Source organism: Providencia sp. PROV272, assembly GCF_049901975.1.
GTDB classification, from domain to species: domain Bacteria; phylum Pseudomonadota; class Gammaproteobacteria; order Enterobacterales; family Enterobacteriaceae; genus Providencia; species Providencia stuartii.
In genome coordinates, this window is the sequence record NZ_CP096291.1 from 344,535 (window position 1) to 358,056 (window position 13,522).

A 13,522-nucleotide genomic window follows, 5' to 3' on the forward strand; every position below is an offset into this window, starting at 1 on the left:
AGAGGTGCAAAAAAAATATTCAAACTTCCCAGTGATATTGTGTCCAATGTTGTTCGGTGGCGACTTGGCAAAGACGCGCGTCACCATTTACGATAAACACCTCATCGGCAAATTGGCACATGGGCAGATCATTGGCGGAATCGGTATAGAAATAAATATAGGCATCGGTAATTGGCTGGTGGCTGATCCACTGAAGCAGGCGTTTGACTTTGCCTGCTTTAAAAGTCGCAATGCCTTCTATTTCGGTGCTGTAACCGCCATTTTTCTGCTTGATGTCGATTCCCATCACGACATCAGCAGCGAATCGTTCGGCTATCTTTTTCACAATAAAAGAAACGGTTGCAGAGATCACAATGATCGGGATCCCTTGCTTTCGATACTGCTCGATTGTGCGGATCCCTTCGGGATATATACGTGGCACGATCATGCTCTCAACAAAATCATCTAACCAGAGATCAACTTGCTCGATGCTGAACCCAGATAGCGATTGCAGGCTAAAACGCAGGTAAGTCGCCATATCTAGGGAGCCTGAGTTATATTGTGCCATCATTTGTTTGTCGGCTTCGACAAAACGCGGGTCGGTGATAATTTGCTTATCCCACAGGTATTGTGTCCACAGTACGCTGCTATCCCCCTGAATTAGGGTGTCATCTAAATCAAAAACCGCCAATTTGTTTTGCATTGTGCCTCTTTTATCTCGTTTGCTAACGTAGTGCGCGAATTTCGTTCTTATTAAACATTAACTCAAGGCGTGTACCGGGTTCAAATAGTCTTTCAGATGAGCGATTTAACAAATCAACCGTCATATTGCCTGCCGCGGTATTGACGGAATAACGAATAATATTACCTAACAGTTGATGATCTAAAATAATCGCATCGACGGGCTGTGAAATATGCTCACCGTAATGTCGCCCTGCTTCTTTAACATAGATGGATTCTGGGCGAATAGCGAGCGTACCTTGCAAATTAAGCCCGAGTAGCGCATTGGCTTTGTCAGCCTCCACAAGGTTGTAATTGCCCATAAAACGCGCCACAAACTCATTGGCTGGTTGCGTGTAGATATTCTCAGCTGTATCGTTCTGGATAATCGCCCCTTTATTCATTAAAAAGATGCGATCAGACATGATCATGGCTTCATCTTGATCATGAGTAACAAAAATGGTCGTCAATTTTAACTCACGTTGGATATGACGGATCTGTTGGCGCAGATGTTTACGAATACGCGCATCTAATGCCGAAAGTGGCTCATCCAATAGCAATATTTGGGGCTTCATCACCAATGCACGAGCAAGGGCGACACGTTGCCGCTGTCCACCCGAAAGCTGGTGAGGAAATTGCTGCTCTTTACCTTGCAACTCAACCATTTCAATAACGTCTGCAACCGCTTTATTGCGCTCAGTGCTGTTGACTTTACGCATTTTTAGGCCGAAGGCGATATTGTCTTCAACTGTCATATTCGGGAATAACGCATAACTTTGAAAGACCATGCCAACGCCTCGCTGCTGGGCTGCTTGGTGCGTGATGTTTTGGCGATTGATATACAGGTCACCATTATCAGGTTGTTCGAGTCCGGCAATACAACGCAATAAGGTCGATTTTCCACAGCCGCTAGGCCCTAACAGGGTAATAAATTCGCCTTTTTCTATTGTGAATTGAATATTAGAGAACACCTGATTTTGACCAAATGATTTACTCAAATTTTCAGCAATAACATAACTCATTATTCATCTCCCGAACGGCTCATCCGCGTGGCGAGCCATGTGAGTAACAAGGTAAATAAGAAATAAGACATCACCAACGCAGAGGTAAAGTGACCGCTGGTTTGACGCATATTAAATAAGTAGATTTGCAATGTTTCATAACGTGTTCCCACCAAAATGTTGGCAAACACAAACTCACCCATCAAAAATGAAAATGAGATCAGTAATGAGACTAGTAATCCTTTGCGAATATTCGGTAATACTATTAATAAGAAAGCCTTAAAGGTACTTGCTCCGAGTAAATGCGCGGCATCCATTAAGTCATGTAAATTAATGCCTTGGAAGCTATTAGCGAGTGCACGGTACATGAAAGGTAGGGTGATAGTGAAATAAGTACCAATTAATATCCATGGCGTACCAACCAGCATAAATGGCTCATCAGCAAATATTTGTAATAGACCCACCGATGACACCACAGGGGGAATAGCAAAAGGCAGGATGATCAGTAAATCCATCAGCCCCTTTAATTTCGGGAAGCGGTAAAACACGGCAAATGCCATTGGTAAAATGATTAGTGTGCTAACCAACAAAGTACTAAAACAGATGAGCAGCGACCGCCCAAAAGCATACAGAAATCGAGGGTCTTGCCATAACTGTAAATACCATTTTATCGATAAGGCATCCGGTAAAACGGTCGCTCCCCATTGTGTAGAAATTGAATAAATAAAAGTGGCAACAATAGGTAGAGCTAATAACAAAACAACACTAATAAGAATGAATTTATGTAGCCAAAGGCCGGAAGAGCCATTTGGCTTGGCGGTAAGATTATGACTTGGCATGATAACTCCGTTTTAATAGCCAATGATGGATGGCAGTGATAAATCCAAGAATAGCAATTAGTAAAACGGATAATGCTGCTGCTAAATTAGGCTCTAAATAAAGGTCGCCGGAGACTAAGCTGGCAATACGGATGGTCACTAGATTGTAATTGCCACTCATCAGGGCGTAAGTGCTCGCGTAAGCCCCAACGGCATTAGCAACTAAAATAATAAAAGTACCAAGTAATGCGGGAGCGAGTACGGGGATAGCAACGTTGCGCCAATAAGATAATTTACTGGCTCCCATGGTTTTAGCCGCATCTTCCCACTCCGGTTTCAACGCATCAAAGGCAGGATAAAGCAATAAAATACCCAGAGGAATTTGAAAGTAGATATACAGCAGCATTAACCCACTTGCGCTATAAATATCGAAATCCTCAATAATTCCCCAAGATTTCAATTGCAGGGTAATTGCGCCATTGACCCCAAGTATGATGATAAAAGCAAAGGCAAGGGGAACACCGCTAAAGTTACTCGCCATTGTGGTGAAGGAAATCATCATACTGCGTACTCTGCCTTGCATTTTATAGATGGAAAATGCCGTTAATGCAGAAAAGAATAGCCCGATGACACTACAGACAATCGATAACCAGAGGGTGTTCTCAAAGGCTTGCAGATAAAAATCGTTGGTGAAAATATCAAGGTAGTTGTCGACTGACCAAGCTTCTTCATAAATAAAGCTATTGATAAATACCCAAATCATAGGGGCGATTTGAAACAAGCAAAACAATGTAATAAATGGCAGTGTTAATAAGGCTGATCCCCAATGAAAACGTGATAAGTGTTTCTTTAACATTGCGGCTTTCCCTTGTTGGTGGTTTGCTTGTTCACAAGGTACGCTAACGTCGGCCATTAATTATCTCCTACCAATAATGTGTGACAGACTGTTTTATCGCCATATTCAATTCCGAGTAAGGCGCAAACCGTGCCACAAATCGCAGTTTGCTTCACCATACACTGTTCTTGATGTGAAAATTGCTCGCCAATAACAAACAGAGGAACAGTGCGCTCTTCAGGTAATATACCGCCATGGCTATGATCACTGTTCATGCCATGATCACTCGTGACAATAATTTGATAGCCTTGCTCAATCCATTGAGGTAAGTAATTTGACAAAATAGTGTCGGCTTGACGCGCCGCGTTACGATATTGTGAGGAATCAAACCCAAACTTATGGCCTGTATCATCAATATTCATCGGATGGATCAGTAAAAAATCAGGCGAGTATTGAGTGCGTAGGTATTCCGCATCCATAAATAGGTGGCTGTCTGGATAATGGTCTGCTTGGTAAAAACAACCATGCTGGATAGCGAGTTGCTTATCATTGGTAAAACGGTCTCGAGTCGCAACAAAAGGTGCTCGGTTATATAGCTCGCTGACCCAATAATAAGCCGCGGCTGCCGTTGTTTTACCCGCATTCTTGGCTAAAGAAAAAATACTATCGAAGTGGGAGAGACGCACGACGTCATTGTTAACGATACCGCTATCGACAGGGGAAACTCCCGCCAAAATACATTCGTATAAAGGGCGTGACATAGAGGGTAGCTCACACTCCACTTTATAGAGCGTTGCTCGATCAGCTTCGATCAGTCCATTGAGGTAGCCCATACAATCATGGGCTACTGGGTAACTCAAGCCATCGAGAACAACAAGGATCACTTTATCAGACATGAGATATTTTCTTCCTAAGTGACATTACTGCTGGTGGATTAACACTTGCTGTTGCCACATTTTGGGGAGTTTGCGAGACGACTTTTCCCAGCCATCCGCATCGTTAATTGGGCGAACATTTTTGTACTGCTCATCCGGTAACAATTTGGCTTTAATCTCTTCGGGGAGGGTGAGGTATTCAGCACGAATTGGGCGGGCGTAGCCTTCAGCTAGGTTAATTTGCCCCTGATCGCTAAAAATAAATTCACGTGCTAACTTCGCGGCATTTGGATTTTTGGCATATTTATTAATGATAGTGGTATAGCCTGAGATAACTGAACCATCAGAAGGAATGACAACGGTAAAGCGCTCACGATTGATCTGATCACGATAATTCAGCGCATTGAAATCCCAAAGAATACCGACGGCAACTTCGCCTTTTTCAATATTTGCAACGGTTGGATCATTCACGGAAAGACGTTTTTGCTTGGCAAGTTCAGCAAAAAACGCAATAGCGGGCTGTAAGTTATTTTCATCACCACCGCGCGCATAGGCCGCTGCTAATACTGCATTGTTAGCTTGAGCTGCGATACCAACATCACCAACAGTGACTTTATATTTACCTTTTAGCAAATCATCCCAGCTTTTTGGTGCATCTTTAACTAACTCATTATTGATCATGAAAGCAATGGTGCCCGTATAAGCCAGTGCCCAATGGCCTTCTTTATCTTTTGCCCAATCAGGGATTTGTGACCATGTGGTTGGTTTATAAGGTTGGGTAACGCCTTTCTGTACGGCAACAGGGCCAAAGGAGGCGCCGACATCGCCAATATCTGCGGTAGCATTATTTTTTTCAGCGGCAAACTTAGCAATCTCTTGCGCTGAACTCATATCCGTATCTTGGTGCTTTAATCCATAGGTTTTTTCGAGATCTTGCCAAGTTCCTTTCCAGTTAGCCCAAGTATCTGGCATTCCAACACTGTATACTTGACCTTCTTTTTTAGCGGCTTCAATCAAGGCGGTTAAATCGTTATCGGCTGCTAAAGCAGCACTTGACGCGGTTAATGAAAGTAAAACTGCGGGTACAATCGTTTTCATTTTATCTCTCACTGTATAGAGGAGTTATATTGGTTAGTTAGTATGCTAATTTTCCAAGGTGACAGTGAGTTGACGGTTTTGTGACACTTTTTCGATGTTTTAGGGAAAAAACTGTCTAAAAAGTGTCAAAAACACTAACTAAAAATGATTAAGTACAACGACTAGATTACATTTTGTGAAAAAAGCGTATCTTTATAGAAAAAGATGAAATCCTTTTATACCAATAAAAGATGTAAAAAATGACAAAAGTGACATTAACTGGAACAGAGAAAGGTTGGTGGTTTGTTTGCTTTGCTGGGCGCTTATGGTTACCACAAGGAGATGCTCCTAGGGGGAGTGCAAAAGATTGGTCACTGTCTGGGAAGATAGCAACACCGATTGGTGAATGGCAAGGTGAGGTTGTTTGGCTAATTGCTGAAAAAATGCCAACAGATATGGCTTCACCGCGCTTATTAGCATCACAAGATGAGGGATTATTTCGTTTAGCTGGGCGTGGAGTACAGTTAGCGGAGTTTTATCGTTCCCATCGTTACTGCGGTTATTGCGGCACCGCAATGCGTCATAGTACGACTGAGTGGGCTTGTCTTTGTGACCATTGCCATGAACGCTATTACCCACAAATTGCGCCTTGCATTATTGTTGGCATCCGTCGTGGTGACCATATATTGCTAGCACAGCACCGCCGCCATACTCAAAACCCTCTCTTTACCGTACTTGCGGGTTTTGTTGAAGTGGGTGAGACACTGGAAGAAGCGGTAGCACGAGAAGTCATGGAAGAAAGCGGGATCACAATACGTAATATTCGTTATGTGTCTTCTCAGCCTTGGCCTTTCCCTCACTCATTAATGATGGGGTTTCTGGCTGACTATGACAGTGGCGAAATTAAGGTTGACCCGAATGAACTCGTGAGTGCCGCGTGGTATCACTACAATGAATTACCTAAAATTCCTCCGAGTGACACAATCGCAAGGCGATTAATTGAAGATACGGTGGCTTTATGTCGCCAAGAGGACGCCTAAACGTGCGAATTGCTTAGGCGCTGATATTGTTGTGTGTAACATGCTACAATAGCGGCCCTTAGCCATTTGCGGCGGCCACTGACTATAATGGAGTAAATAATGACTGAGTTGAAAAATGACCGCTATCTACGTGCTTTGCTACGTCAGCCTGTAGATACCACCCCTGTATGGATGATGCGTCAAGCAGGGCGTTACCTACCGGAGTACAAAGCAACGCGTGCACAGGCTGGTGATTTTATTTCTCTGTGTAAAAACACCGAGTTAGCGTGTGAAGTGACACTTCAACCGTTACGTCGTTTTCCATTAGACGCCGCAATCCTATTTTCTGATATCTTAACCATCCCTGATGCTATGGGGCTAGGCCTCTATTTTGAGACGGGTGAAGGGCCTCGTTTCAAAAAGCCAATCACTTGCCTAAATGATATAAAAAACATACCAGTACCTGATCCGGAAATGGAACTGGGCTATGTTATGGATGCGGTAAGAGCAATCCGTAAAGCGCTAAAGGGGGATGTACCTCTTATCGGTTTTTCGGGGAGTCCGTGGACATTAGCCACTTACATGGTCGAAGGTGGCAGCAGTAAAGCGTTCACAAAAATTAAAAAAATGATGTATGAAGACCCGAATGCGCTCCACTTATTACTGGATAAACTCGCTGATAGCGTGATTTTATATTTAAATGCGCAAATTCGGGCAGGGGCTCAATCCATCATGATTTTTGATACATGGGGTGGCGTGCTAACTAAACGTGATTATTTACAATTCTCTCTTCATTACATGCATAAGATCATTGATGGCCTAATACGTGAAAATGAAGGCCGCCGTGTGCCTGTGACCCTATTTACAAAAGGCGGTGGGCAATGGCTAGAGGAGATGGCTGCAACAGGTTGTGATGCTCTAGGTCTTGATTGGACCACTGAAATTGCGGATGCCCGTCGTCGAGTCGGTGACAAAGTGGCACTACAGGGAAATATGGATCCATCAATGCTTTATGCTCCGATACCGCGCATTGAAGAAGAAGTACAAAATATTTTGGCAGGCTTCGGGCAAGGTAATGGACATGTCTTTAATTTAGGTCATGGTATCCATCAAGATGTTCCCCCTGAGCATGCAGGTGCTTTTGTTGATGCCGTCCACCGTTTTTCCCGCCAATACCATCAATAACTGATCGGTTTTTTGATAGCGTACTCACAGATCCTTGTAAGTACGCTGTTATCTTCTATCATTAATCGTTAATCATAATAAGTATTGAGCACATCATGGCCATAGACACTCGATTGTTGCGACAAGAGCAAGCAGATAAAGCACAGCTTATTGTATTGAATGAAAATAATATACAGCCGATTTTTATCGGTGGTGCTGATGTGGGCTTTGAGCAGCAAGGTACTGTCACTCGTGCGGTGATCGCCGTTCTGTCATGGCCTGATTTGCAATTGGTTGAGTATCAGATTGCGCGAGTACCCACACAATTACCTTATATTCCGGGTTTGCTCTCTTTTCGTGAAGTGCCTGGATTGATGGCAGCTTGGCAACAATTGCATCATAAACCTGAATTAGTGTTAGTTGATGGTCAAGGGATCGCCCATCCTCGTCGTTTCGGTGTTGCGTGTCACTTTGGCTTACAGGCTGATGTGCCAACCATTGGAGTCGCAAAAAGTCGATTGTACGGTGACTATGAAGCAGTGAATGAAGCCCCGGGAAGTTTTCAACCATTACGGCATGGCGAAAATCAGCTTGGTTGGGTACTGAGAAGTAAAAAAAGATGCAATCCTTTGTTTATTTCACCGGGTCATAAGATGAGTGTCAGTGCTTCTCGTGAGTGGGTTGAACGCTGTTTAAAGGGGTATCGGCTACCTGAGCCAACGCGACTTGCTGATGGAATAGCCTCTAATAGGTCGTTTTTTGAGCGAATGAAAGAGAAATCCGGCTAATTATCAGCAAAATATGTGGTATTGGCAGATTTTCAGGTAAACTGCGATGTATTGAGATTGATGAGTCTGAAATTATGTTAAGAAATCCCATCCATTTGAGGTTGGAAAAACTAGAAAGCTGGCAACATGTTACTTTTATGGCATGCCTGTGCGAACGAATGTACCCCAACTACCAAATGTTTTGTCAGCAAAGTGAATTTACTGACGCAAAGGTTTATCGGTCTATACTTGATTTGGTATGGGAAACGCTGGTCGTTAAAGACAGTAAAATTAATTTCGACAATCAGCTCGAAAAATTAGAAGAAATTATACCGTCAGCAGATGATTTTGATTTCTACGGTGTTTATCCAGCCATTGATGCTTGTATCGCTTTAGGTGAAGTGGTTCATGCAAAATTAAGTGGCGAAACACTGAGCCATGCTATTGCGGTTAGCGAAACATCGATTCGTACTGTTGCGATGCTGGAAATGACCCAAGCTGGTAGGGAAATGTCAGAGGAAGAGCTGAAAGAATTATCCTCAATTGAGGAAGAGTGGGATATCCAGTGGGAAATTTTCCGTTTACTGGCTGCCTGTGAAGAGCGAGACTTAGAGTTAATTAAAGGATTAAAATCTGACCTCCGTGAAGCGGGGGTTAGCAATATTGGTATTACTGTAGGCTAGTTTTTAGCGTTTCATTGATGAAAACGTGACTTAGCGCAGTAATGCTGATGACTAAGACTTCACATTTGCCCCTAGACTGGTCTACATTTAGGGGCAAGAAGAGAAGTGGCTATCGGGGGCGTGTATCAGGGGCTGTCAATTTGGCATATCCGACGCACTCGATGCTTTGCAAACGATAAACACACTGTGTAAGGATAATTTATGAACAAGACTGAATTAGTTGATGCTATCGCAGAATCAGCAGACCTGACAAAAGTACAGGCTAAAGCAGCATTAGAATCAACTCTGAATGCTATTTCAGAAACGCTGAAAAAAGGCGAGCAAGTACAACTGGTCGGTTTCGGTACTTTCAAAGTCAGCCACCGTGCAGAGCGTACCGGTCGTAACCCGCAAACTCGCGAAGAGATCACTATCCCAGCAACTAATGTTCCTGCTTTCTCTGCCGGTAAAGCACTGAAAGAAGCGGTAAAATAATTAAGTTGCAAACTAGAATTATCAGGGGGGGTAGTCAACGACCCCTTTTGTTCATTCGGAAAGGGTTGCTGGTATTGGGAGCCATCTCAATGCTCAGCGCCTGTTCTTCTCGTAACAACTTTCCCGAGTTTAGTGCGAGTGGATTTATTGCGGATGATGGTGTAATCCGTATGTGGCGTCTTAATGACGCAAAAAATGACCCTCAAGTGCTTATGGTTGTTTACAGCCCTTACAAAGGCACTGATACTTCCGTTAATTTCTTCGAGTACCGAGCAGGCCAGCTTTGGCAAATTCGTAGCCAAATCTTAAATGCGGGTGAGCAAGAAATGATGGAACAACTCCGTTTTAACAAAAACGATGATGTGATCTTTATGCAACGAGTCGAAAAAGATCGCAAAACCGCACTTTCTTCCGATGACATTATCCGTTGGCGTTTTGAAGCAAAACGTATTTTAGATATTAATACTGCTTTGGTAGTCGGTGGTGTGAAACTATACCAAGGCCGTTGGTCACAAAACCAAGTCGTCACTTGTGGCGGTGATGTCAAAAAAGTCGAATTTGAACCTTATGCACAAAATTGGTTAGAAAGCCGAACAAAAGTTTGGCATAAACAGCTGAATATTGCTTGGTTAGAATCCCCTGAAGGGAATCAACTTTTGATGGTTGCGGATACCGATTTTTGCCGCTGGCAGCCTAGTAAAGATTCATTGTAATCTCACCGCTCGTCGTCTTTCGCATCCTAACGTTGTTGGCTTCAGCAACTCACCTCAGTCACATATTTGTGTATACCCCCGAGGATAAATTACTTTGTCGCCTAGTTAGGCTACGAAATACTCAGCGCTTTCGCCTGTTAGAAATAAAAAAGCTGATAAAGCGGCTGTTTATCAGCTTAGTGAGTTTAGCTTCTGTGCTCGCTATTTCAGGCGTGCGACGGCACGATAACCAATATCTTTACGGTAAAAACTGCCATCCCAATGAATATTTTCAGCGGCTTGATAGGCTTTTTGTTGAGCTTGGGCGATATCATTACCGAGTGCTGTGACACAAAGAACACGGCCTCCGGCAGTGATGACCTTATCATCTTTCATTTTAGTGCCAGCATGAAATACTTTGCTATCCGCCATTTCTTCGGTCGGCAAACCGTGGATCACATCACCTTGGCGGTAATCACCTGGATAACCTCCGGCAGCAATTACCACACCGAGAGCAGGGCGTTCATCCCATAAGGAATCTTTACCTGCTAGCTCACCTTTTGCCCCTGCAAGACACAACTCGACTAAATCAGATTGTAAACGCATCATGATAGGTTGAGTTTCAGGATCGCCAAAACGGCAGTTAAATTCGATAACTTTAGGGTTACCAGCCTTATCAATCATTAGACCCGCATAGAGGAAACCTTGATAACGATGCCCCTCGGCATCCATACCTTTTACTGTTGGATAGATGATTTGTTCCATGACACGCTGGTGAATTTCATTTGTCACAACGGGCGCCGGTGAATATGCGCCCATGCCGCCCGTGTTAAGACCTGTATCACCATCACCAACACGTTTATGGTCTTGGCTAGTTGCCATTGGAATGACATTTTCGCCGTCCACCATCACAATAAAACTTGCTTCTTCACCGTCTAAGAACTCTTCAATCACGATACGGTGACCTGCATCACCAAATGCGTTACCAGCAAGCATATCGTGCACAGCATCTTTAGCTTCAGCCAGCGTCATCGCGACAATGACACCTTTACCTGCGGCAAGACCATCAGCCTTAATAACAATCGGTGCGCCGACGTTATCCAGATACGCCAAAGCAGGTTCGATTTCAGTAAAATTTTGGTAAGCGGCTGTCGGTATTTTGTGACGAGCTAAAAAGTCTTTCGTAAAAGCTTTCGAACCTTCGAGCTGTGCGGCGCCTTGAGTCGGACCGAAAATGGTTAGCCCTGCTTTTTGGAACGCATCAACGACCCCAATGACCAGTGGTGCTTCTGGGCCAACAATCGTTAGGCCGATTTGTTGCTCTTTCGCAAATTTTAATAATTCATCGATATCCGTTGCTGAGATAGCCACGTTTTCAAGATTAGGCTCTAATGCAGTTCCAGCATTACCCGGAGCCACATAAACTTTGTCAGCAAGTGGTGATTGTGCGGCTTTCCATGCTAGGGCGTGTTCACGACCACCGCCACCAATAATTAAAATATTCATACTTAACTCCACATGATTAATGGCGGAAATGGCGCATATTAGTGAAAATCATGGCGATGCCGTGCTCGTTAGCCGCTTCAATCACTTCGCTATCGCGGATTGAACCACCTGGCTGGATCACACAGGTCACACCAACGGCTGCCGCTGCATCAATACCGTCACGGAACGGGAAGAATGCGTCGGAGGCCATTGCACAACCTGCAACTTCTAAGCCTTCATCTGCGGCTTTAATACCTGCAATTTTCGCAGAATACACTCGGCTCATTTGCCCTGCACCAATGCCAATAGTCATATCATTTTTGGCATAAACAATCGCGTTCGACTTAACGAATTTAGCGACTTTCCAACAGAATAGAGCATCTTTAAATTCACGCTCAGTGGGTTGGCGTTTAGTCACAACACGTAGCTCGTCAGGTTCAACCATACCGAGGTCACGGTCTTGGACCAATAAACCACCGTTAACACGTTTAAAATCTAATCCTGCAACAGGTTTATCCCACTCACCACATGTAAGAACACGCACATTTTGCTTGGTCGCTAATACTGAAAGAGCATCATCGGCAACCGTTGGTGCAATAATAACTTCTACAAATTGGCGCTCAATAATCGCTTCTGCTGTTGCCTTATCAAGCTGACGGTTAAAGGCAATGATGCCACCAAATGCAGACGTTGGATCCGTTTTAAACGCGCGATCGTAAGCTGCATGAATATTATTACCAATAGCAACACCGCAAGGGTTGGCATGTTTGACGATAACGCAGGCTGGCTCTTCGAAAGATTTAACACATTCTAAAGCGGCGTCCGTATCAGCAATATTGTTATAAGAGAGAGCCTTACCTTGCAGCTGTGTCGCCGTGGCGATTGATGCCTCTTTAGGGTTCTCTTCTATATAAAAAGCGGCATCTTGGTGACTATTTTCACCGTAACGCATGTCTTGTTTTTTGATAAAGTTTAAATTCAACGTACGAGGGAAACGTCCCGATGGTTGCGTTGTATCGCCATAATAAGGGGTGACTAATTCGCCAAAGTAGTTGGCTATCATACTGTCATAAGCGGCAGTATGTTCGAACGCTTTAATAGCAAGGTCAAAACGAGTAGACCAATTTAAAGAGTTATCGTGGTTATCCAATTCTTCAATGATTTTTTCATAATCATTGCTGTTCACAACAATCGCGACATCTTTATGGTTTTTAGCGGCTGAGCGCACCATTGTGGGGCCGCCGATATCAATATTTTCAACAGCATCTTCTAGGGTACAGTTAGGCTTAGCGACGGTTTGTGCAAAGGGGTACAGATTGACAACAACCATATCAATCGGTTCGATATTATGTTGCTGCATAATGGCATCATCAATGCCACGACGACCTAAAATGCCACCATGAACTTTTGGGTGAAGTGTTTTAACACGACCATCCATCATTTCAGGGAACCCTGTATAGTCTGAAACTTCGGTGACTTTTAACCCTGACTCGGCAAGTAGTTTTGCGGTTCCACCTGTAGAGAGCAGTTCAACACCTCGTTGTGAAAGCGCTTTAGCGAATTCAACAACACCTGTTTTATCAGAAACACTGAGCAGGGCACGACGAATAGGACGAAGCTGTTGCATGAGATAGATCCCTTGGATAAGAAAGCAATAAAACCGTAAGAGTTAGTTTAAAGCGTAAAAACGACGCTTCTTATATATACCTATTTCTGCTGTAACTGTTTAATCACATCAAAATATCAATAGATAGAGATAAGCCACTAACAATTTCAGAACATAAAAATAAAATCAACGATGAATTTTCATGCTAATTGTAACGCAATCGTTTGCGTAATGCGCGTTATATTTTAATTATTTTTATGGTTGTGGATAACTTTGTGGGTAAATCTGTATAAAGGTGCGTTTTGCTGTGGAATGCAGCAATCGAAT

General features: G+C 43.6%; 14 protein-coding genes. 6 read left to right on the forward strand and 8 right to left on the reverse strand.

What is annotated here, in order from left to right; genetic code table 11:
- Nucleotides 1–19 precede the first annotated feature (19 nt).
- Genes M1E93_RS01490 through M1E93_RS01515 form a run of 6 tightly spaced genes read right to left on the reverse strand, consistent with a single transcriptional unit; the run spans nt 20 to nt 5,326 of the window.
- Complete coding sequence (locus M1E93_RS01490) at nt 20–682, reverse strand: HAD family hydrolase (protein ID WP_004924796.1); 663 nt, start codon at nt 680–682, stop codon at nt 20–22.
- Between the two features lie 22 nt (nt 683–704).
- Complete coding sequence (locus tag M1E93_RS01495; RefSeq protein ID WP_004924798.1) at nt 705–1,721, reverse strand: ABC transporter ATP-binding protein; 1,017 nt, start codon at nt 1,719–1,721, stop codon at nt 705–707.
- Entirely contained in the window at nt 1,721–2,539 is an 819-nt protein-coding gene (locus tag M1E93_RS01500; protein WP_036942133.1) for an ABC transporter permease, read from the reverse strand. Before M1E93_RS01500 ends, M1E93_RS01495 begins: the two co-directional genes overlap by 1 nt.
- Nucleotides 2,526–3,431: an ABC transporter permease gene (locus tag M1E93_RS01505; protein ID WP_426207065.1), complete on the reverse strand. Its 906-nt coding sequence runs from the start codon at nt 3,429–3,431 to the stop codon at nt 2,526–2,528. Before M1E93_RS01505 ends, M1E93_RS01500 begins: the two co-directional genes overlap by 14 nt.
- Nucleotides 3,431–4,249: an alkaline phosphatase family protein gene (locus M1E93_RS01510; RefSeq protein WP_104873045.1), complete on the reverse strand. Its 819-nt coding sequence runs from the start codon at nt 4,247–4,249 to the stop codon at nt 3,431–3,433. The genes M1E93_RS01505 and M1E93_RS01510 overlap by 1 nt, the downstream gene beginning before the upstream one ends.
- Nucleotides 4,250–4,273: 24 nt before the next feature.
- Complete coding sequence (locus M1E93_RS01515) at nt 4,274–5,326, reverse strand: ABC transporter substrate-binding protein (RefSeq protein WP_061064635.1); 1,053 nt, start codon at nt 5,324–5,326, stop codon at nt 4,274–4,276.
- Between the two features lie 239 nt (nt 5,327–5,565).
- Here M1E93_RS01515 and nudC point away from each other — a divergent pair, with 239 nt between their 5' ends.
- From nudC to M1E93_RS01545, 6 genes are all read left to right on the forward strand, one after another.
- A complete protein-coding gene (gene nudC / locus M1E93_RS01520) occupies nt 5,566–6,345 on the forward strand; it encodes an NAD(+) diphosphatase (RefSeq protein ID WP_004924813.1) in 780 nt (259 codons plus the stop codon).
- Between the two features lie 99 nt (nt 6,346–6,444).
- Nucleotides 6,445–7,509 (forward strand): uroporphyrinogen decarboxylase, encoded by a 1,065-nt coding sequence (gene hemE / locus M1E93_RS01525; protein ID WP_036942124.1) that lies wholly within the window; start codon nt 6,445–6,447, stop codon nt 7,507–7,509.
- 95 nt (nt 7,510–7,604) lie between these two features.
- Nucleotides 7,605–8,276 (forward strand): deoxyribonuclease V, encoded by a 672-nt coding sequence (gene nfi, locus M1E93_RS01530; protein WP_076914839.1) that lies wholly within the window; start codon nt 7,605–7,607, stop codon nt 8,274–8,276.
- A gap of 74 nt (nt 8,277–8,350) precedes the next feature.
- Complete coding sequence (locus tag M1E93_RS01535) at nt 8,351–8,938, forward strand: YjaG family protein (RefSeq protein WP_004924819.1); 588 nt, start codon at nt 8,351–8,353, stop codon at nt 8,936–8,938.
- 201 nt (nt 8,939–9,139) lie between these two features.
- The gene (locus M1E93_RS01540; RefSeq protein WP_004924821.1) at nt 9,140–9,412 is read left to right on the forward strand and encodes an HU family DNA-binding protein; all 273 of its coding nucleotides are present in this window, start codon (nt 9,140–9,142) and stop codon (nt 9,410–9,412) included.
- Between the two features lie 89 nt (nt 9,413–9,501).
- Nucleotides 9,502–10,125, forward strand: coding sequence for a DUF1481 domain-containing protein (locus M1E93_RS01545; protein WP_014656945.1), 624 nt, complete (start codon nt 9,502–9,504; stop codon nt 10,123–10,125).
- Between the two features lie 201 nt (nt 10,126–10,326).
- Here the strand turns inward: M1E93_RS01545 and purD are convergent, their stop codons facing one another.
- Both purD and purH read right to left on the reverse strand, forming a co-directional pair.
- Nucleotides 10,327–11,610, reverse strand: a complete 1,284-nt coding sequence (purD, locus tag M1E93_RS01550) for a phosphoribosylamine--glycine ligase (RefSeq protein WP_104873044.1) — start codon at nt 11,608–11,610, stop codon at nt 10,327–10,329.
- Between the two features lie 16 nt (nt 11,611–11,626).
- Nucleotides 11,627–13,216: a bifunctional phosphoribosylaminoimidazolecarboxamide formyltransferase/IMP cyclohydrolase gene (gene purH / locus M1E93_RS01555; RefSeq protein WP_036942111.1), complete on the reverse strand. Its 1,590-nt coding sequence runs from the start codon at nt 13,214–13,216 to the stop codon at nt 11,627–11,629.
- Nucleotides 13,217–13,522 lie beyond the last annotated feature (306 nt).